Genomic DNA, 21,195 nt, shown 5'->3' with positions numbered 1-21,195 from the left:
GGTTGTTCGTCATGCATGAGTTTGGGGGAGCCGTGGAGGGAATGCAAGGTGGGCGGGATTTGACGCTTACGGCGGGGCCACAGAACCAAATATGATCGTCGGTACCGTAGCACATGAGTTCAACCACGACGCCGCGACGTACGAGCTCATGAAGGTATACGGCCATGTGACCACATTTACGCAGAGCAACATCATCAATCAGACCAACGCTGATTTGGACAACCAGGAATGCTCCGGTCACCTGACGCCGCTGTTGTTCGCGCCAAACTACATCGGACCGCAGGGTATGGCGGTGTATTATTCGTCGATTGCCAGTTTATTTGACGCCGCAGACGACTCTGGCGTCGACTGGAGCCTGTATGACAAAGACAATTTCTCGAACATGACGCCGGACCAATGGTTCCCACATTACGATCAGCTCGGGAGCCTCTACACCTACATCTGGGAGACCTACGGCCCGGAGAAGGCCCGCGAGATCTGCTATGCGATGTACTCCGACGACCGGAATCTGCAGAACATCGTGCAGTCTGAACTCGCATTGCCATTCCGGCAGGTCGAGAACGGATGGTATTCCTGGATGAAGGGCGCGTTCGATGGCAAAGGCGGGATAGCCCAAAAAATCTTTCGGTTCCCAGGCGCAGAGGTGAAGTTCGATAAGGCCATCCAGCTTCCTGCGAGCACGGCGGGCATCACCATCACCGACCCACAAGGAAACCAAGTCCCTATCCATTCCATACAGATAGGTGAGTTGGACAACTCCGGTTTGTTCGTGTTGTCCTGGTCGCTCCAAAAAGGCGTCGTGTATACGCTGGATGTCCAGCCAAACACGGTGCAGTACGCATCCGGCGGCTGGGCAGACCCGCAGGAGATAAAGTTCACCTTTATGGTGGACCCGCAGGGACAGTGATGGTGTGCATCCCTGCGTTAAGTCTACGACGTTGCGCAGGTTTATGGATATTGACGATATTGGCCTGACGGCTATCCAGCCGCGCCCATGCAAGTTTTACTGCACCCATACCGATATAACAAGTGAACGGGTCGAAAGGGCTAAGTATCGATCCGGCCCTCGAACAAGAGGGAAATATGTTTGAACGGGAGGGTAACAGGCGTGAGCTTCGGACTCATCATCAACCACAACCTTGGTTCGATGAACGCGTTGGCGGCGTTGAATCAGAACCAGAACAGCTTGCAACAAGTGCTGCAGCAGTTGTCCACGGGTAAACGCATTAACAGTGCGGCGGACGACGCAGCCGGTCTTGCCATATCGCAAAAGATGCAGGCACAAATCAACGGACTCAATCAGGCGTCACGGAATGCGCAAGATGGCATCTCGCTGATTCAGACGGCGGAAGGCGCGCTGAATGAAACCCAAAGTATTCTGCAGCGTATGCGCCAATTGGTCGTGCAGGCAAATAACGGAACCAATACATCTGACGATCTGAAAGCCATCCAAGAGGAGATCAGCCAGCTTCAGGCGGAGATTGATCGAATCGGTAACAAAACTCAGTTTAACACGAAAAACCTGTTGGATGGTAGCTTGGGGGTAAAGGCGGCAGACGGGACAGTTACAATTGCCGCTTTGACAGCTGCAGGAATCACTGCGGATGTGTCGGGGGTGAAGAGTGGGACGACTCTCTCGTTCACGCTGGACACAACGAATAAAACGATTACGGTTTCGGATGGAACCACGTCGCAAACCCTGAGTCAAGATCCAACAAATGTGAAAGCGGGAACTGTTCTCAATTTTGACAAGGTAGGTCTGACACTTATATTTGGCGCAAACGTGGACCTAACAAAGTATGACGGAACAAACTCTCTTGACGGTCAGAACATCACGACGACCGGTAACACCCTAAGTTTTCAGATTGGTCCTAACGGCAACACCACTCTGGACATCAGCATAGCTGACATGAGATCATCGGCACTGGGAACCGGCACGAGTAACACGACAGTAACCGACCTTAGCAAGGTAAATGTGACAACGGCAAGTTTCGACGAAAATGTTGCAGCAATTGACCAAGCGATAAGGCAAGTCTCTGATCAACGTGCTCAGCTAGGTGCATACCAGAACCGCTTGGAGCACACTATCAATAATCTGGAAGCTGCCGCACAGAACCTTACGTCCGCTGAATCAGGAATCACTGACACCAATATGGCGTCTGCGATGGCCGAGTTCACGAAGGACAACGTCCTCCAGCAAGCGGCCATCTCGATGCTGGCGCAAGCGAATCAGCAGCCGCAGTTGGTACTCAAATTACTCGGCTGAAATCCTTTGGGGAGAAAGTGGAAGACCGGTCATGGTGGCCGGTCTTCCTTCCTTGATTGTTCACATGCGATTTGTCCGTGGGCCCGTTTTAACGACATCTGAAAGTAATCAATTTGAAACTGAATTTTATTAGAACTTCATCAAAAATCAGGAGAGTGATCTGCCATGACGTACATCGGTTCTCTGTCAGGGGCTTACCCGACAAGCGGAAGTTCCGCAGGTGGGGTAAACCAACTGACGTATACACCAGGTTCCGGGCTGTCCGGCCTGGCGTCTGGCATCAACACCGACGCCATGGTCCAGGCCATGGTGCAAGCTGCCCAAGTGCCTCTTGTACAACTCCTGCAACAGCGCCAGATCTTGCAATGGCAGGAGATGCGCTATCAGCAAGTCAATGCCGCGCTGCAGAACTTGCAAAACACGGTCCAGAATTTGCAGTTACAATCCACGTTCATGGTGCATTCCGTGACCTCGTCCAATCCGAGTGCGGTCAACGCCACTGCCTCCACCCTGGCTCCAGCAGGTACCTTCAATGTAAGCGTCCAACAATTGGCGCAGGGGGCAACAGTAGTTTCGTCGAGTCCGTTGGCGAAACCGCCAGGTCAAATCCAAGTGAGAGATCTTACTGGCGGCACGCAGATTACCTTAAACATCAACGGCCAATCACTCACGTTCCAACCAACCGACACGCTGCAAACCGTGCTCTCTGCAATCACGAGCAACACGCAGACGGGTGTATCCGCGTATTACGATCCTGCCTCGGGATATGTGGTTCTGCAGACGACCCACACAGGCAGCGGTGCCAAAATACAAGTGGATAGCACAACTGCGGCGTTCCTTGCAAATGTACAGGGCTTCAACATTACACAGGCGAAGTCCATTACGACCACACCCGCGCTAACCAACGGCTATTTGACAAGCAACATCACCATCGAGATCAATGGGCAGCAGATTCAATTGAACGGTGCACAGAACCAACTGACCTTAGATGACATCGTCGGTATCATCAATCAATCAAGTAACAAGACCGGCGTGACGGCGAAAAACGTCAACGGTCAGCTGCAATTGTTACCTACGTTCACGGACAACACGCAAAATGTCACTTACGAACTCTTGTCGCCCATCAGCGTCAGGGAGTCGGATTCGGGAAACATCCTTGGATTGAATACGGTGTATTCTGGAACTGTCGCGCAACAAGTCGCCCAAGACGCCGTCTACACCGTCAACGGCTACACCACGTCGAGCCCGACCAACCAGGCGTCGTTCAACGGCATCACGTTCCAACTGAACAGCGTCACGTCCGCGCCGGTCAGCATCACCGTCGGCACCGACGTGGATAGCATTGTTAAGACCATCACCAACTTCGTTCAACAGTACAACCAGACGTTGCAACTGATGCAGGTTTTGTACAACGAGCAACGAAGCTATGACTACCAGCCCCTGACGGTGCAGCAGGCGTCGCAGATGACGCAGGACCAAATCCAGAAGTGGTACCAAAAGGCGCAGAGCGGCATGCTGGCCAACGATCCGCTGCTCGGCAGCATCATGAACACGCTCGAGAACGACATGCAGCTGCAACTGCAGAACCAGACGCCGTCCATGTTGAACGGGCAGCAGGTCACGTTCAATACGCTCGCGTCCATCGGCATCACGCCCATCGATCCGCTCACCGGTCCTGCGTCGGGCGCCATCGCGCCGGGCGTGACGACGACCGGGTGGAACACGTACGGGCTGCTCCAAATCAACACCGACCAGTTGCGCGCCGCCATCCAGGCGGACCCGCAGGCGGTGATGCGGCTCTTCACGAACAATCCGAGCCTGCCGTCCAACCAGGCCAACATGAGCACCGGCATCGCGGTGCAGCTGTACAACGACCTGCAGAACCAGATCCAGCAGCTGACGCAGGAGGCGGGATCGAACCCGAACATCAACAGCGAGATCACCATGACGCTGTCGAGCGGCGCGAGTGCGGGCATCGCCGGGTTGTTGCCCTATACGCTCATCGACCCGAATGCCGACTTCAACCAGCTCTTCGGTACGGACGCCCTCGACGTCAGCTTCCTCGGCCAGCAGATTTACGGCATGGACACACAGGCGCAGGACATGCAGCAGCAGATCAACGACCTGCGCCAGCGCTACCAGAACGAGTTTGCGCAGATGGAACAGGTGTTGGCGCAACTGAGCACCCAATCCGGATTCCTCGCCGGGCTGGTGGGTGGCGGCGGATCGTCCGGCGGTTGATGCCGTATCGCGCTTGGATGCCTGGCCGGCACAGCAGGGGCGGACAGACTCAGGAAAGGCGGGCAGCGTAGAAGGACGATGAAGTGGACGATTCGGCAAAAGCTGTTAACCGGCTTTATGGTGGTATTGGCCTTGCTCGTGGCGGTGGACGTGGTCGCGTTGGTGAAACTCCACGGCATCGCGGCGCAGGTGGCGAACATCGATCAGAAGTACCTGCCGCGCCTCACCTACATCCAGAACATGACGAGCGCCGTCTGGAATGTGGACGATCTCGTCCATAAATACGCCACGACCACCGACTCGACGCAGCGGCAGGCGCTGCAGAGCGAGATCGACGCGGCGATGGCCGTGGAACAAAAGAATGCGCAGGCTTTGTCCGCGTTGCTTAACACCGCTTCCAAGCAGATTTACGCGACGTTCGCTTCGGATTGGCAGGCGTACGTGAACGACGTCAAGCTCGTCCTCGGCGCGAAGGACAGCGCGAGCGCGGGGCAGGCCTTGGCGCAGGCGGAAGTCGACTTCACGAATCCGCTCAACCAGATGAACCAGCTGGTGAACCGGGTGCAGACCCTGACGCATCAAGCGACGGCCTCGGCGCGGGCGGCGGCGGCGCAGGTGACCGGATTTGTCGTCACGGTTTCTCTCCTCGCCATCGTCGTGGGCGCGGCGGTGGCGTGGGCGCTCTCCGAGATCATCAGCCGCGGCCTGCGCCAGGTGCGCGACGTCGCGGTCCACGTCGCCGAAGGCAACCTGCGCGTGAGCGAGCTTAGGCCGCGGTCGAAGGACGAGATCGCGGACTTGATGCACGCCACCAACAGCATGGTGAAGCAATTGCGCAGCATCGTCGCGACGCTGACCGATCACGCCCAGCGCGTGGCGGCTGCGGCGGAAGAGCTGTTCGCCAGCGTCGAGGAGAATTCGCGGGCGTCGCAGCAGATTGCGGGCGCGATTGAGACCGTGGCGGCCGGCACCGAGCGGCAGAAGACGAGCGCCGACGAAAGCGCGAAAGCGATGGAGGACATCGCGAAGAGCATCGAGAGCATCGCCGATAAGTCGACGCGGGTCGCGTCGGCGTCGACCGAGATGGCGGAAGCGGCGGCGAACGGTCAGACGCTCATTGAAAATTCGGTGGCGCAGATGGAGGTCATCCACGCTTCGGTCGCGGATTCCGCGGCCAAGATTGCCGACCTCAGTGAACAGACGAAGCGCATCGGCGACATCGTCGCCGCCATCACGAACATCGCGGATCAAACGAACCTCCTTGCGCTCAACGCGGCCATTGAGGCGGCGCGCGCCGGCGAGCAAGGGCGCGGGTTCGCCGTCGTGGCGGACGAGGTGCGCAAGCTCGCGGAGGAGTCGGCGCGTGCGACCAGTGAGATTGCGGCCATCCTCGAGGGCATCCGCCGCAACACCGAGGATTCCGTGACGGCCATGCGCCGCGTGTCGGAGGAAGCCGAGAGCGGGCGCAGCGTCGTGCAGGAGGCCGGGGCGTCGTTCGCGCAGATCCGGGAAGCGGTGGACCGCGTGCGGGACCAGGTACTCGACGTGTCGGCGGCCACCGAAGAAATTTCCGCGGCGGTCGAGGAGGTTACTGCCACCATCGAGTCGATGGCGCAGATTTCCCGGGAGGCGGTGACGGAGTCGCAGAACGTCGCCGCGGCCGCGGAAGAACAGCTGGCGTCGCAACAGGAGATCTCGTCCGCCGCCACCTCACTGTCGGAGATGGCGAGATCGATGCGCGAGTTGGTGGCACGGTTCCAAGTTTGATGGCGCGTGGAGGGGGCGGTGGGCCGCCCCCTTCGTCACTCCTCCGCCACCCAGGCCTGGCGCAGGGCGAACAGCTCGCGCAACTCGTCCGTCGACAACTCCGTGATCCACGCCTCGCCGGCGCTCGCGATGTGCTGGCGCAAAGCCTGTTTGTCCTCCAACATCTGGTCAATCCGTTCCTCCAGCGTCCCCAGTGCGACGAACTTGTGCACCTGAACGTGGCGGGACTGGCCGATGCGGTACGCCCTGTCGGTGGCCTGGTCCTCCACCGCCGGGTTCCACCAGCGGTCAAAGTGGAAGACGTGGTTGGCGGCGGTCAGATTGAGGCCAATCCCGCCTGCGCGCAGCGACAAAATGAACACGCCCGCCGCGCCGGCCTGAAACCGCGCCACCATCTCGTCGCGGGCGCGTTTCGGCACGCCGCCGTGCAGGAACAGCACCTCTTCGCCGAGGTGGGCCGTAAGGACCGTCTGCAGCATCCTTCCCGCCTCGACGAACTGGGTGAAGATGAGGCAGGCGTCGCCCTCTTCGCGGAGTTCCTCCACCATTTCCAGGAGCCGCGCCAGCTTGACGGAGCGGTGGATGAAGCGGGCGAGGGCCCGGCCGGTGGGCAGCGGATCGCCCAAGAACAGGGCGGGGTGGTCGCACACCTGCTTCAGCTTCGTCAGCGTGGCGAGGATGAGGCCGCGGCGTTCCATGGGATCCAGGTCGTCGAGGCGGCGCATCATCTCGTCCACCACCGTCTGGTACAAGGCCGCCTGCTCCTTCGACAGCGCGACGAACGCCTTGTGCTCCGTCTTGTCCGGCAGGTCGAGGGCGATGGACGGATCGCGCTTGGTGCGGCGGAGCAGAAACGGCTGGATGAGCCGCTGCAGCCGCGCCAGGGCCTCGCGGTCGCCGTCGCGTTCGATGGGCCGCGCGAACCGGCGCATAAACGACGACAGGCTGCCGAGGTATCCTGGGTTGAGGAACTGGAAGATGGACCACAGTTCGGTGAGCCGGTTTTCGACGGGCGTCCCCGTCAGCGCAATCCGGTGCTCCGCCCGCAGCCTGCGCACGGCCTGGGCCTGCTTGGCGTGCGGGTTCTTGATGTTCTGCGCCTCGTCGAGGCAGACGCACGCCCAGTCGATCTCGCCCAGATCGGCGCGGTCGAGGTGGCAGAGTGTGTACGACGTGAGGACGAGGTCGTGGGCGCGGGCCGTCTCGGCGAACGCCTCGCCGTGCGCCCGTCCGGGACCGTAGTGGACGTAGACGCGCAATCCGGGCGCGAACCGCTGCAGCTCCTTCTGCCAGTTGCCGATGACGGACGTCGGGCAGACGAGGAGGGCAGGCGCGGGATGGTCGGCGCCGTCCCCCACCGCGTGCGCGCTCGCCGCGCCCAGATCGCCTGTCGCGACTGGATCAGCCGCCGTGTGCGCATCCGCCTCCGCGCGCAGGTGGAGCAGGTAGGCGATGAACTGCACCGTCTTGCCAAGGCCCATGTCGTCGGCGAGGCAGGCGCCGAGGCCGAACTGGCGGAGGAAGGCGAGCCAGCTGAAGCCCACCTGCTGGTAGGGCCGCAGCGTGCCGTGAAACCCGGCCGGAACGGGCAACAGCGGCATCGCGCGGCTGTCGGCCAGCGGCCGCAGCAATTCGGCGAGGCGCGGGTGATGGGAGACGTCCACCGCGACGGCCACGTCGGGTACGGCGTGTGCCGCCACTTCCGCTGTTGTGCCCGCCACCGTCGCGCCCGCTTCCGCCGTTGCATCCGCCTCCGCCGTCGCGCTTGTCTCCTCCGTCGCGCCTGCGGCCGTCGCGCCCGCTGCGAGCTCTGCTTCCGCCGCGTCGTCGCCAGGCGCCGCGGTCGCTGCGAGATCGCCCGTCAGGTGGAGGGCGATGAGCTCGCGCAGCGTCATCCCGCCCGCACGGCGGCGCATTGCCTGCTCGACCTTGGCAACCAGCGCGGGATCGAGCGCGAGCCAGCGGCCGCGGAATTGCATGAGCCGCCGCTCGTGCGCGACGAGGGCGGCGAATTCCTCCTCCGTCATCTCCACGCCGCCAAGCGCCACGCGCCATGAGAAGGCGACGGTCTGCTCGAGGCTGAAGCGGGCCGGCGCGCCGCTTGCCGGCGGCTGAATGCTGGCGACGAGCTTTGGCCGCGCCTTCTGCAGTGCGTCCCACCAGGCCGGCACCAGCACGGGCACCTGCAGCTCGGCGAGGGCGGGCGCGGCTTCGCGCAGGAAGCGCCACGCCGTCTCGTCGTCGATCTCGTTTTGCACCCGGCCGTCTTCGCCGGCGAGCCACGGGAAGCGGGCGGCGATGCGCGCCTCCGCCTTGTCCGCCCGGTGCAGCCAGCGGCGCCATGCGGCAGGGGCGGCCGCCCTCGGCACGGCGGGGGCAAGCACAGCGGGGGCAGACAAGGCAGAAGCAGCATCCGGCGCGTGGGCGCCCGTGCCCTCGACCGCGGCGACTTCGCCCTGGCCCGCCATCGCCTTGTCGAGGAGCACCACCTCCAGACGCCACGGGGCGTCCTCGGTGCGGGGTTCCATCAGGCGCAAACCGGTGACAAACGGTGCATCGTCGGTGCGGAAGCCAAGTGCGAGGAGAAAATCTTCTTCGTCTTGGATGAGATCGGATGCCCCGGCAGGCTCACGCGCTGCCACGACAGCGCCAGCGTCCGCCCTGCGCCCACCGTTCCCGGCCGCCGCATCTCCGGCTGCCTCATCTCCGGAGGCCGCGTGCATGGCGTCGCCCGGGTTGACCACACCGGTCGCATCCGCGTCCCGGGCCGTGCGCGCAGCATCCGCAGCCGCCGCGAGCGCGGTGCCGCCCGCGCCGTGGCGGCGGGATCGCCGGCTGGATTCAAGCCGGCGGGTGAACCACGGGTTGCGTGCGCACACCTCGTTCCAGGCGGCGAGGCGCTCCGGATGGGCATCCAGCCACGCGCGTACCGCCATGTCGAACCAGTCACCGGCGAACGGCAGCGCGGCGCAGATCTCCGCCCATGCCGCGGCGGAGCGCGCTGAGCCTCCTGCTTCGTGCACAGCACCTGCGTCCGCCACCACCCCGGCGGCTTCGCCGGCCGGGGATGCCGCGACATCCGCCACGTCCGGTTTCCACCGTAGCTGTCCCGATCTCCAGGCGGTGAAGTCCGGTACGTACCGCCCGCCCGAGATGGTTTCTCGCATCCACTGGGCGGCCCGTCGCAGTTCGTGCACCGGAGCAGTCCAAAACCATGTGTACACCGGATTTTGGTACGCCTCTGGATCGGCGAAGTACACCAGGGCGTCGAGCGGGGACAACCATACGCCCTCCCATCCGCTCGGTGTACGGACCGTTTTGCACAGCGTGCCGTAGTACGAGTCCTCATGGCGGGCGAAAAGACCCAGCGCGAGGGCGAGCGGATCGCAGACGGTTCCGTCCGGCATGTTGCCGGTGATGGCAAGGCCGTCGCCTGTCCAAGCGATGGACAGCACAATCTGCCAGGGTCGGCTATCGGTCGTCGCGTACGCAGGCGAGAGCATCATGTGGGCATCAGCTTCTTTCGTTCCATCTCGGTCAGCAGGGTGCGCCGGCGGCTGTGGCGTTGCACAAACTGCGGCAAAAACGCCTGCCATGCCGGCAGCCGCTTCGCCTTGCGGTAGAGGGTGCTGAGCTTGCTGAGCCAGCGTACCGCTTCTTTGTAGGCGTCGCGCGTCTTTTCTTGCACCAGCCGCTCCACCACCTGGTGGTACCAGGGGATCAGCAACTCCGGGTGTTCTCGCTCCAAGCGGCGGATCACTTCCGGCGGCAACCAGCTCGGCAACCGGCCGCTCGCCATCTGCACGTGCACCCACGTCGGCCAATCCTCGCGCTCCAGTGCGACCGCGGCCAGGATGTCCTTGGTCACCGGCAGGTGGCGCTGCAGGAAGCTGAACAGGGTGGAATCCACGGCGGCGCGGAGTTCCGCCGGTACGATGCGCGATACCTCGCGCAGCATCTGACCGATCCCGGTCAGCACGAAGTCCGGCGGGTCTTCCCAGTGGCTGTCCAGCCATGACACCCAGGCCAAGCCGTCGCGCACACGATGCCGCATCGCTGAAAAACAGAATAAAAGAAACGCGTCCGCTTCATCGGCTTGCGGTTGGCCGAGCGTTTCCGCCAGTGCCATCGCCTCGTCGGCATGGTCACTCCACAGCAGGAGCAGAATCTGTACCAACCGCAGGGAGCGCAGGCGAGGATGTGTGAGCGGGGTCTTCGCGCGTTCTGCGCTCGCGACCCTCTCCCAATGTTCCCATACCGGAGCCAGGGCGGACCGTTCTTTTTCCGGCGAGATGGTGCGGATGAGCAGGGAGTCGTATGTAAATAGGTAGAGAAAGGTGAATTCAAGCAGCGCCTCGCTGTCCAGCTCGGCCCACCAACGCTGGCGCAGCCAATCGGCCAATACCTGGGTCGTGGCCGCGTGCGTTGCCAGAGCCTCCTGGGTCCATTCAATTTCCAATTCATCCACCAGGATGCGTTGGGCATGCTCCTTGAAGCCGCGCTTCAGCCAAGGATAGTTCCTGACGCGCGGCAACAATTCTGTCAGCACGAACCACGCCCACACCCAGGCGGCGAAGATACGCCAGAGGGCGGCTACCGGCCCCTCTTCAGCGGGCGCGGCTCGTTCCACCGCTTCCTTGAACGCTGCGAACAGGACATCGATGGAAGTAAACGGGTTGCGGCGGAGCACGGTCTCCGCCTTCGCCAGCGCCTGATTCAATACGCCGAACCATCCTGCCGGGTCATCCGGTTTGGCGCGCTGGGCGCGTGCGCGTTTGGGACGCGTCTGGGAAGCCTGGGCCAAACCGGCAGGTTCCGCGCCGTCAGCAGCGTGGGCGTGGTGCGTGTCGGCAACCGAGTCCGCCACGTTCGTCCCCGCGTCCGACACCTCCCCCGGCGCCTCCGCCTGCGCATCGTCGAGGCCGCGGGCGGCGAGGGCGAACACCACCGCCGCCATGTGCTTGCACAGGCCGTCATACGGACAGGTACAGCTGGCGCCGAGCGGAAACCGCGCTGGGTCCATCTGCACCCGGTAGGTATCCGTCCCCTGCACGATGCCGAACACCATGCCGCGCTCCATCCAGACCCGCGCCACCCGCCCGGCGGTGAAGTACGTCCGGCCGCGATCGACGATGTGTTCCGGCATTTCTTCCAGCATGGTTTCAAAGAGGGAAGCCAGCTCCGTTTCCGAAAGCATGGCACCCGGTTGCACCGCCATGCCACCGCCTCCTTCGTGCCGGTGCGGGGTCACCGCGCACCGGTTGCGTGCGCGCCGTGCGGCCCATGCCGTTCCCGCATGGCCCTGGGGGAATCTTTCGCTATCCTATCTAGTCTACCATGAACGCCGCGGTGCGGGGGCTGCAAAACCGGTCATTCCCCGCGCACACGGTGCGATCGCGATGGTGTGAAGGTAAATTCATAGTAAAATGAACCATGTGCGACGTGGACGTGGCAAGGCGGAAGGGCCTGGCGCGGACGGACGGCCGTTGTTCGTCAGTCCGCGACGGGGCGTGCGTGGCCGCGCCTTGCTGCGGAGATGGGTTACGGGTGGCCAAGGCATGGGTGACGCGCCAAGTGGCAAATCAGGTCGTGCAAATTCTGCAAGACCCGGCGACCAAACGCGATATCGTGCGCACACCCATCAGATGACACAATGGTTGACCAACATCCCGGTGTCACAGCAGGTTCCCTCACGTGTGGCGCGAACTTGGCCGGCGCGCACCCCGATGCACCGGGTCGTTGATGGCGCCGCATGCCGATGGCGGAGGCGGGGATGTACAAGACGTGAAGTAGAACGCGGCACCCAGCGCTGTTGCTCCGGCAAAACGGCCGCGGCTGCCGCGCCATACGGTACGCCATCTTCCGGGATGCAACACGGCGGAACGACTCGTCCTGCCACGGCCTCCCGTATTTCCACCACGGCTCCCCGCTCCGCCATGCAGCATCGGGTTGAGTCCGGCGTCCTCATGTCCTACTCGCGCGAGGACGTCATCCACTTCATCATGCATCTCGAACCGAGGTAGCACGAACCGAGGCGGCTGTGCTGCCTTGGTTGCGGCCTGCCGTATTGCTCGTCATCCATATCCTCGCCCTCGCGGTCATCTTATCGGATCACGATCCGCTCGAACTCTGGGTCACGGGCCTCTATGGGGTATACGTGGTGTTGCTTGTGTTGCTGACGGATCGAGATTCTTCCTGAATGTTGCAGAACGTGGTATGAATTTTCTTGTGATGTGAGATGACCCTCACGATGGAAGGAGAGATGTCCTCATGGTCTTTTCAGGTTTGGGCATGGGGCTCGGCAACTTATCGCGGTTGTCCAACGCGAAGTCAAGGTCCATCAGCCCGGAGAACTTGACCGGTGAAAAAGGGAAGGGCGGCATGGCCACCGAGGGAACAGGCAAACACGCCGCGCGCGATCTCGGTGTGGGCTGGAAGGTGTCCCCGTCCGTGATCGTCAAGGCCCATCAAACCTTCACCTTAGCCCACATCGAAGGCCCGGGCGTGATTCAACACATCTGGTTGACTTGTTTTCCTCAGTTCTGGAGATCGCTCGTCTTCCGCATGTATTGGGACGGCGAAGAACAGCCTTCTGTGGAAACACCGGTGGGCGATTTCTTTTGCAATGGCTGGTGTGAACGGTGCAACGTCAATTCGCTTCCCATCGTGGTCAACCCTGCGGGAGGGTTCAATTCATACTGGGAAATGCCGTTTCGCAAGTCTGCGCGCATCACGATGGAGAACGTTGGGGACGAAGATGCGGTGTTATTCTATCAAATCGATTATAGCCTGATGGAAATCCCTGAGGATGTTGGTTATTTCCACGCCCAATGGCGACGGGACAATCCTCTAAAATACAAGGAAGTACACGTGATCCTGGATGGGGTGCGGGGGAAGGGCCATTATGTGGGTACCTACATCGCCTGGGGTGTACACAACAATGGCTGGTGGGGAGAAGGTGAAGTGAAATTCTACTTGGATGGGGATGAAGAATACCCCACCATTTGTGGCACCGGGACGGAAGATTATTTTGGCGGGGCATGGAACTTCGAGCACCCACAAGGGCAATACGGAACCTATTCAACTCCGTTTTTGGGGCTCCCGCAAGTGATCCGGCCCGATGGACTGTACCGGAGCCAGCAGCGGTTTGGCATGTACAGGTGGCACATCATGGACCCAATCCGCTTTGAACACGACATCCGAGTGACCATTCAAGCGCTGGGGTGGCGATCCGGCGGAAGATATCTTCCGCTTCAGGATGACATCGCGTCCGTGGCCTGTTGGTATCAGACCGAACCTCATGCTCCGTTCCCGGTGTTTCCTGACAAAGACATGCTAGAGGTGATTTGATACCCGTCTGAACAGGTTCCTTGTTAATTTAGGAATGCTTATTCAACAAATATCCCCATTCATGTGTACGAGGTGTTGCTGACCTTGGTTGGCTTGTTTTGATATGAATCGTGTAAAATGGATTCGAAACAAGTCAATGTAATGGAATATGGAGCGTACTTGGGGAACCGAAGCTGTGGAGGCATAGGATATGCATGATTACCCAATGCAGCACGAAGAAGATAAAGCCTATTCGGTGGTGGTAAGCCGGAATCTTGATGATTGTCTCGATGTTGCCAAGGCGCTGGCGTCTGAGCTTCGGCTCACCATTCTCAAAATGTTACGCCGCCGTTCGATGACGGTGATGGAGATTGCAGAGGCTTTGCGTCTACCTCAATCCACGGCCGCGGTCAACATCAAGAAGTTGGAAGATGCCGGGTTGATTTTCACGGAGCTTGTACCGGGCACACGGGGAACGCAGAAGTTGTGTGCAGCCACGGTGAACCGGATTGTCATTGACACCAATCCACCGCCGGAAGAGATGCAAAACGGGGAACAGTATGTTGTGGTTTCCATGCCCATTGGGCATTTTTTTGATTTCGACGTGAAACCTACATGTGGCATGGCCAATGAGTTTCGTTATATTGGCGAGTTGGACGACCCTCGGTCTTTTTTGGAACCGGAGCGGGTGACGGCGCAGTTATTGTGGTTTCATCAAGGATACGTGGAATATCGGTTTCCAAACCGCGTCCCGTTCGGCGCACAGTTGGTCAATCTGGAGTTGACCATGGAGTTATGCAGTGAAGCACCTTACCACAATCCAAATTGGCCTTCCGACATCACGTTGTGGGTCAATGGCGTGGAAGTCGGTACCTGGACTTGTCCAGGGGATTTCGGTGGCAAACGCGGCATTTTGACACCCGAGTGGTTTTCGATTCAGAATACGCAATTCGGCGTCCTGAAAAATTGGCGCATTACAGAGCAGGGTTGTTTCATTGACGGCCGTAAGGTTTCGGAACGCACGCTTTCCGATTTTCACTTGGATGACGGGAAAGACATCGTGGTCCGCATTGGAATCAAGGAAGATGCGGTAAATGTGGGTGGCGTAAACCTGTTTGGACGGAAATTCGGGAACTACGAGACCGACATCGTGTTGCGGATTGATTTTAAACCACGTCGAAACCATGTACACAAATCCCCAGAAAATCCTGTTTTAAAATAATTGCAACCCATACCATATAGGATAAGCCTGACAGTACACACAGGAAGGCGCTCATTCAGCCTTCTTGTGTGCATTTGAATCAACTTTTCTTGTTGAAAAACAACTTTCATTGTGCTATGATTGAGTCGAGTTCAAATTCAGATAAATCCTTCATCGGGGGGTGTATACGGTCATTCGGTGGTGTGGAGTTTTTCGCTTCATCAGAACGATGTAACCGGTGTCATGTATATGTCCAAGGGGGGAACAACATGCGGATGAAAAGAAATGTGAAGCGTGTTAAAGCTTCATTTGCCGCAGTCGTGACCTTGTCCACGTGGGTGACGGGTGTGACGCTGTCACCTGTGTTGTCAGAGGCCAAGACCAAAGCAGCTCCGGTGAACGTGGTGTTTTGGGACTTGTTTGGCGGGGCGGATGGGAAAACCATGCAGGCTATCGTCAAACAATTCAACCAAACCCATCCGAACATCCATATTCAAGAAGAAACACAGGATTGGGGCCAATATTATACCAAACTCACAACCGCCGTGTTGGGCGGGCATGCTCCGGATTTGGCCATTTCCCATGCGGACCATGTGTTGATCTTGAAAACGCAAGGTGTGATTCAACCGCTTGATGCGGAAGCCAAGGCCGCCGGCATCAAATGGAGCGATTTCTTTGGCGCCCCGCTCCAAGATTCGACGATTGACGGACAGCATTATGCCATTCCGCTCGACGTGCACACCTTCTTGCTGTTTTACAACAAATCGCTGTTGAAGCAAGCAGGACTGTTGAACGCCAAAGGCGAGTATACCGTTAAGAGCTATGCGCAATTTGTAAGCGATCTCACGAAGGTCAAAAAGGTGGCCAAAATCCCGCTTTCTTTCCCCGAGAACGGGTGGTTCCCGTTGGCGCTGTGGCAGTCCTTCTACGCTCAAATGGGCGGAGGGGATTTGGTCAATAGCCAAAAAACGAAGGCCGTGTTCATGGATGGGGCCAATAAACAAAAAGCAATTGCCGCCATGCAGGATGTTTGGGACCTGTATAACAAGTATCATGTCATTCCGCCGAACATCTCCAATATCGAGCAGGTGTTCAAAGCGAAGAAGGCTGCATTCATCATCGATGGGACATGGAATGTGGATGATTTCCACAATACCTTGAAAAACGACCTTGGTGTCACCATGTTCCCGGTTCTGTTTGGACGTCCTGCTGCGTGGGCGAATTCCCATACGTTTATCTTACCCACCAACCCCAAACGCACGCCGGAACAAACGCAAGCAGCGTTGACGTTCGTCAAGTGGGTGGAAGACCACGCGTGGTTGTGGGCGAAAGCAGGTCATATCCCTGCCAATCAAACCATTCAATCCACCGCCCAGTACAAATCGTTGCCGTTCCGCAGCAACTATGGTGCACAAGGCAAATTTGTGCAGTATTTCCCGGAGACCAAGAACGTATGGTTGATGACCGATCAACCTGTATTGGATGTGTTGCAGTCCATTCTTCTGAAGAAGACGACTGTACAAAACGGTTTGCAGCAAATGGCGAATCTGCTCACGCAACAATTGAATCAGCATTGAAGCCGTGCAGGGGTTTGGCGGGGTTTTGAATGCGGGCAGCCAGGCACGTGCACGAATCGCACGTGCCCGGCTTCGCTCTCCGAGGGGATCTCCATGAACATGGTCAGGCGTTCTCCGGCTACTTACATGATGTTGCTGCCGTTTTTCGTGCTTTACATGTATTTCACGTTTTATCCGATTGTGAAAGGGTTCATCATCAGTCTTCAGGACTATCAAATTCTAGGCGAGAAAACATTTGTGGGTTGGCAAAATTACCGGCAACTGTTTGCGGACCCAACCTTTTGGGCCTCCGTCTGGCATACGGTCCTCTTCACCTTGTTGTCGGTACCCATTCTTGTTATTGTCGGTTTTTTGTTAGCATTGTTGGTCAACGTTCCTATGCGGGGACAGACGTTTTTTCGAGCCGTCTTTTTTATGCCGATGATCCTCAGCGTGTCGGTGGTATCCAGTGTATGGACGGCCATCCTGGGAAGTTATGGTGGTTTGGTCGATGCGTTGCTGAATGCCATCGGCGTGAAGCAACAAATCTTCTGGCTGACGGACAGCAAACTTGCCTGGGTTTCCATTCTTCTTATCACCACCTGGTGGACAGCCGGTTTCAATATGGTCTTGTATTTGGCTGGCCTGCAGGAGATCCCGGCCGAACATTATGAAGCCGCCACCATCGACGGGGCGAATGCTTGGCAACGCTTGCGTTACATCACCATTCCAGGTTTGCGTCGCGTTACGGTATTGGTGGTCTTCCTGCAAATCATCGCGTCGTTCAAGGTATTTGCCCAAGTGTATTTGGTGACGGGCGGCGGACCGGCGGGTGCAACCAGGACCTTGATTCAGTACATTTATGAACATGCATTTAATCAATTCCTGTTTGGACCTGGAGCAGCCGCTTCGTATGTGTTGTTTGCCATGATCTTCATTGTGTCACTCCTGCAGCTGCGACTGATCAGTTCGGCGGAGCAGGGAGGGTAAATGTTCATGGATACATGGATGGATGTACAACCTGCGGCCATCACCCAATCCAATACCCAACGTGCAACGCGGCGCGAAAGGCATCCCATTGCGTTTTGCGTTGCTTCGCTGTTGGCGTTCTTTTGGCTCGTGCCTTTGGCATGGGTGATCTTGGTCTCCTTCAAACCGCAAGGCAGTAATGTGATGAACGCCACCGGTTGGGTGACTCCGCCATACACCATCGAGAACTACATCGAAGTGTTCACGAAAGCACCGGTCGCGTTGTGGATTTGGAACAGTTTCTTAGTTGCTGTCATCACGACGTTTCTCGCTCTTTTGCTTTCCACGCTCTGTGCTTTTCCGTTCTCGCTGGGATCGTTTTTTGGCAGCCGGTTTCTCATGTTTTTGATTGCCATCGGTTTGATGGTTCCTGGGGAAGCGACATTAATCCCCCTTTATGTGGTGTTTCGCAACCTGAACTGGTTGGATTCGTATCAAGCCCTCATTCTGCCGGGCATCGCCATCCCGTTTGGTGTCCTGCTTTTAAAACAGTTCTTTGATGGTTTGCCGCGGGAACTCTTTGAGGCCGCCATGATGGATGGATGCGGAATCGTGCGTATGCTTTTCCAAATCGCGGTCCCTTTGTCGCGTCCGGCATTGGCCGCTTTAGGGATTTTTACCTTTCTCGGATCGTGGAACAACTTTCTCTGGCCGTTCATCAGCACGACCAGTCCGCAGATTATGACCATCCCTGTAGGCATCCCATTTTTTAATTCAAGCTATCATACCGATTACACATTGCCCATGGCGGCCAATGTGGTCGTCTCCGTGCCGGTGTTGGTTGCTTTTCTGTTGTTTCAAAAACAGATCATCAAGGGGATCTCGTTTACCGGTCTTAAATGAACGCGGTGAGCGGATGCAGATCTTAACTTCATGGACCAAAGGAGGCCACCTCGTTGATCGTCACCATGAAAGACACCACGTGGGAGGTTCGCCCCGAATTCCCGCGCCCCGATTTCGCGCGTGCCGATTGGCACAACCTCAACGGTGCTTGGCGCTTTGCCTTCGACCCGGAAGACGTCGGCCTGGCCCAGTCATGGCCGGTGGACGGCCCGCCGGGAGAGAGGACCATCGTCGTGCCCTTCTCCTGGGCGAGTCCCCTGTCGGGGATTGGCGAGGATGTCCGCGGCGTGGGCTGGTACACGCGCGACGTCGCGTGGCAACCCCAACACCGGGACGGGCGCGTCATCCTGCGCTTCGGCGCCGTGGATTACCGGGCCGATGTGTGGGTGAACGGCGTGCATGTCGGATCGCACGAAGGCGGTTACGCCCCGTTCGATCTCGACATTACCCCGGCCTGGCGGCGCGACGGCGACAACCGCATTGTCGTCCGGGTAGAGGACTACGATCTCCCGCACCAGACGCGCGGCAAACAGGGTTACGGCGAGATCCGGGGCATCTGGCAGCCGGTGTGGCTCGAGGGCCGCCCGGCCAATCACCTGCTGGCTGTCCGTTTCGTGACGCACTTGGATGGCACCGTGGACGTGTCGGGCACCATCCGGGTCCATCGGCGCGGGCGCGCGCGGCTTACGTTCTCGTTCCCGGACGGCGGTGTGGCGCACGCGGTGGAGTTGGCGTTGCCGGAAGCGGGGGAGGCGCCGTTTGCCACATCGTTCCGCGTTGAGGAGCCGCGGCTGTGGTCCCCGGACGACCCCTACTTATATGAAGGCGTCGTCCGGCTCTGCACCATGGCGGACGGCGCGGACGAAACCGACGGCGCGGGGGAAGCCGACAGCGCGGGCGAGATCGACGAGGTCCGGACCTATTTCGGCATTCGCGAGATCCGCGCCGAGCGGTGGGACGGCCGGCCGTACCGCTGGCTTCTCCTCAACGGCAAGCCGGTGTTTCTCAACGGGACGCTCGATCAATCGTTCCACCCCGAGGGGTTCTTCACCTTCCCCAGCGACGAGGTGATGCGCGACGAGATCTGGCGTCTCAAGCGCCTCGGCCTCAACTGTGTCCGCATCCACATCAAGCCGGAGGACCCGCGCAAGCTGTACTGGGCGGATAAGCTGGGCATCCTCGTGATGGCCGACATGCCCTGCTTCTGGGGCGAGCCAACGGAAGCGGCGCGGTCGGCCTACCTGCGCGAGGCGGAAGCCGTCATCCATCGCGACTTCAATCACCCGAGCATCTTCGCCTGGGTGATGTTCAACGAGACGTGGGGCCTGTTCAGCCACGTGGACGGCCGGCGCGTCTACACGGAGGAGACGAAGGCCTGGGTGCGCGAGGTGTACCGCTGGGCGAAACGACTCGATCCGACGCGCCTCGTCGAGGACAACTCGGCGTGCAACTACGATCACGTCGAGTCGGACCTGAACACCTGGCACTTTTACATCCACGGGTATGAAGCGGTGCGCGATCACGTCGCGCACGCGGTCGAGCGGACGTATCCGGGATCGGACTGGAACTACGCAGAAGGCTACGTGCAGTCGGACGCGCCGCTCATGAACAGCGAGTGCGGGGCCGTCTGGGGCGTCGAGGGCAGCGCGGGCGACAGCGATCTCGCGTGGCACTATCACTACATGCTGAACGAGTTTCGCCGCCACGACAAGCTGTGCGGCTTCGTGTTCACGGAGTTCCACGACGTGGTGAACGAGTGGAACGGGTACTACCGGTTGGACCGGTCCGACAAGGACTTCGGGTACCCATGGTTCGATCCGTCTCTGTCCCTGCGCACCTTCCACCAACCCGACTTCCTGGTCCTCGACGGTCCGCCGTGCCGCACGGTCAAGCCGGGAGAGACGGTGCGCGTGCCGGTGTGGAAATCGAGTTTCACGGACACGCATCACGGTCACGATCTGCGCCTGCGTTGGTACGTGTGGTACGACCACTTCGGGCAGCGGCGGATTGTCGCGGCGGGAGAGCGCATGGTCCACTGGGACGGATACGGCGTCGCGCCGCTCGGCGAGATCGAGGCCGCGATGCCGGGGGAGGACGCGCTGGCGGTGCTCGTGGTGCGCCTGGAGACGCCCGACGGCCGGGTCGTCGCCGCCAACTTCACCACCTTTGACGTGCAAAGCGGGGTCCCCGGCGGGCAGTACGATCTCCCCGGCCGCTGGTGGAGCGTGGCGCCGCATGCGTATACGGAGGCGAGCTTCCCGCTCGCCTGGCGCGCACTCGGCGGCCACAAGGCGAATTTCGCGCACGCCGGCGCCGTGACGTACGAGGTGGCGTTGCCCGGCATCGGGCCGCTCCGTCAGCTGAACGGGATCGACATCTTCTTCGAGGCGAGCGCCAAGATGGTGCTGCCCAAGGACGAGCGGCGGGACGCGGTGGACGTGGCCGCGCATGACTACATGCAGGGCGACAGGGTCGATCCCGGCCGCAACCCGAACTCGTACTTCATGACGGACGAGCAGCGCCACCCGTCGTGGCTCGAGGTGTATGTGGACGGGGAGCGCGTGGCCGCCGCCTGCCTGCCGGACGACCCGGCCGACGCGCGCGGCGTGTTGTCGTGGCACTACCAGCCGCAGACCCGGCGGCTGGAGGAGGCGGGATCGTACGGATACCTGCAGCGCGTGACCGTCCCGAGCCGGCTGTTGCCGCGGATTGTGGAGAAAGGCGGCCTCACGCTGACGCTCGCCGTGCCCGGCGCACGCTCGGGCGGCGAAGCATGGTGTCGCCGGGCGGATGGGTTGGCTGCCGGGCTGGCGGCCGACGCCGGCGCAGGACAGAGCGGCGGGCTCGCCCTCTACGGCCGCAACGCGGGCCGGTATCCGATGGACATCGTGGTGTGGGGGTATTGAATCGGTTCGGGCACGGTTCACCGTGCATCCCCTGCCACAGTCATGGTCGCCAGGAAG

At 60.0% G+C, this 21,195-nt stretch carries 13 protein-coding genes; 11 read left to right on the top strand and 2 right to left on the bottom strand.

Annotated features, from left to right (window positions below; translation table 11 throughout):
• The first annotated feature begins 91 nt into the window (after positions 1-91).
• From IEX97_RS08735 to IEX97_RS08720, 4 genes are all read left to right on the top strand, one after another.
• Positions 92-907, top strand: coding sequence for a hypothetical protein (locus IEX97_RS08735; protein ID WP_188882421.1), 816 nt, complete (start codon positions 92-94; stop codon positions 905-907).
• 201 nt (positions 908-1,108) lie between these two features.
• Entirely contained in the window at positions 1,109-2,266 is a 1,158-nt protein-coding gene (locus IEX97_RS13960) for a flagellin N-terminal helical domain-containing protein (protein ID WP_308426195.1), read from the top strand.
• Between the two features lie 165 nt (positions 2,267-2,431).
• Positions 2,432-4,507: a flagellar filament capping protein FliD gene (gene fliD, locus IEX97_RS08725; RefSeq protein ID WP_188882420.1), complete on the top strand. Its 2,076-nt coding sequence runs from the start codon at positions 2,432-2,434 to the stop codon at positions 4,505-4,507.
• Between the two features lie 78 nt (positions 4,508-4,585).
• On the top strand, positions 4,586-6,274 hold the full coding sequence (locus IEX97_RS08720) for a methyl-accepting chemotaxis protein (RefSeq protein WP_188882419.1): 1,689 nt from the start codon (positions 4,586-4,588) through the stop codon (positions 6,272-6,274).
• A 35-nt stretch (positions 6,275-6,309) separates the two neighbouring features.
• On the opposite strand, the gene IEX97_RS13575 is transcribed toward IEX97_RS08720, so the two are convergent.
• Both IEX97_RS13575 and IEX97_RS08710 read right to left on the bottom strand, forming a co-directional pair.
• Positions 6,310-9,780 carry a DEAD/DEAH box helicase gene (locus IEX97_RS13575; RefSeq protein ID WP_229776688.1) on the bottom strand — a complete coding sequence of 1,157 codons (3,471 nt, stop codon included), beginning with the start codon at positions 9,778-9,780 and terminating at the stop codon, positions 6,310-6,312.
• Positions 9,777-11,492: an SWIM zinc finger family protein gene (locus IEX97_RS08710; RefSeq protein ID WP_188882417.1), complete on the bottom strand. Its 1,716-nt coding sequence runs from the start codon at positions 11,490-11,492 to the stop codon at positions 9,777-9,779. Before IEX97_RS08710 ends, IEX97_RS13575 begins: the two co-directional genes overlap by 4 nt.
• An 822-nt stretch (positions 11,493-12,314) precedes the next feature.
• On the opposite strand from IEX97_RS08710, the gene IEX97_RS08705 reads away from it, so the two are divergent.
• The 7 genes from IEX97_RS08705 to IEX97_RS08675 all read left to right on the top strand — a co-directional run bounded on the left by IEX97_RS08705 (position 12,315) and on the right by IEX97_RS08675 (position 21,138).
• Positions 12,315-12,473 carry a hypothetical protein gene (locus tag IEX97_RS08705; protein ID WP_188882415.1) on the top strand — a complete coding sequence of 53 codons (159 nt, stop codon included), beginning with the start codon at positions 12,315-12,317 and terminating at the stop codon, positions 12,471-12,473.
• Positions 12,474-12,544: 71 nt separating this feature from the next.
• Positions 12,545-13,624 carry a glycoside hydrolase family 172 protein gene (locus tag IEX97_RS08700; RefSeq protein WP_188882413.1) on the top strand — a complete coding sequence of 360 codons (1,080 nt, stop codon included), beginning with the start codon at positions 12,545-12,547 and terminating at the stop codon, positions 13,622-13,624.
• Between the two features lie 190 nt (positions 13,625-13,814).
• Positions 13,815-14,825, top strand: coding sequence for an ArsR/SmtB family transcription factor (locus tag IEX97_RS08695; RefSeq protein ID WP_229776686.1), 1,011 nt, complete (start codon positions 13,815-13,817; stop codon positions 14,823-14,825).
• Positions 14,826-15,073: 248 nt separating this feature from the next.
• Positions 15,074-16,381, top strand: coding sequence for an ABC transporter substrate-binding protein (locus tag IEX97_RS08690; protein ID WP_188882411.1), 1,308 nt, complete (start codon positions 15,074-15,076; stop codon positions 16,379-16,381).
• Between the two features lie 93 nt (positions 16,382-16,474).
• Entirely contained in the window at positions 16,475-17,350 is an 876-nt protein-coding gene (locus tag IEX97_RS08685; RefSeq protein WP_188882410.1) for a carbohydrate ABC transporter permease, read from the top strand.
• Positions 17,351-18,232 carry a carbohydrate ABC transporter permease gene (locus tag IEX97_RS08680; protein ID WP_229776684.1) on the top strand — a complete coding sequence of 294 codons (882 nt, stop codon included), beginning with the start codon at positions 17,351-17,353 and terminating at the stop codon, positions 18,230-18,232.
• A 53-nt stretch (positions 18,233-18,285) separates the two neighbouring features.
• A complete protein-coding gene (locus IEX97_RS08675; RefSeq protein WP_229776682.1) occupies positions 18,286-21,138 on the top strand; it encodes a glycoside hydrolase family 2 protein in 2,853 nt (950 codons plus the stop codon).
• Positions 21,139-21,195 lie beyond the last annotated feature (57 nt).

The sequence above is a fragment of the Paenalicyclobacillus cellulosilyticus genome (assembly GCF_014647315.1).
Lineage (GTDB): Bacteria > Bacillota > Bacilli > Alicyclobacillales > Alicyclobacillaceae > Alicyclobacillus_J > Alicyclobacillus_J cellulosilyticus.
This window is presented reverse-complemented; position numbering and strand designations above follow the sequence as displayed.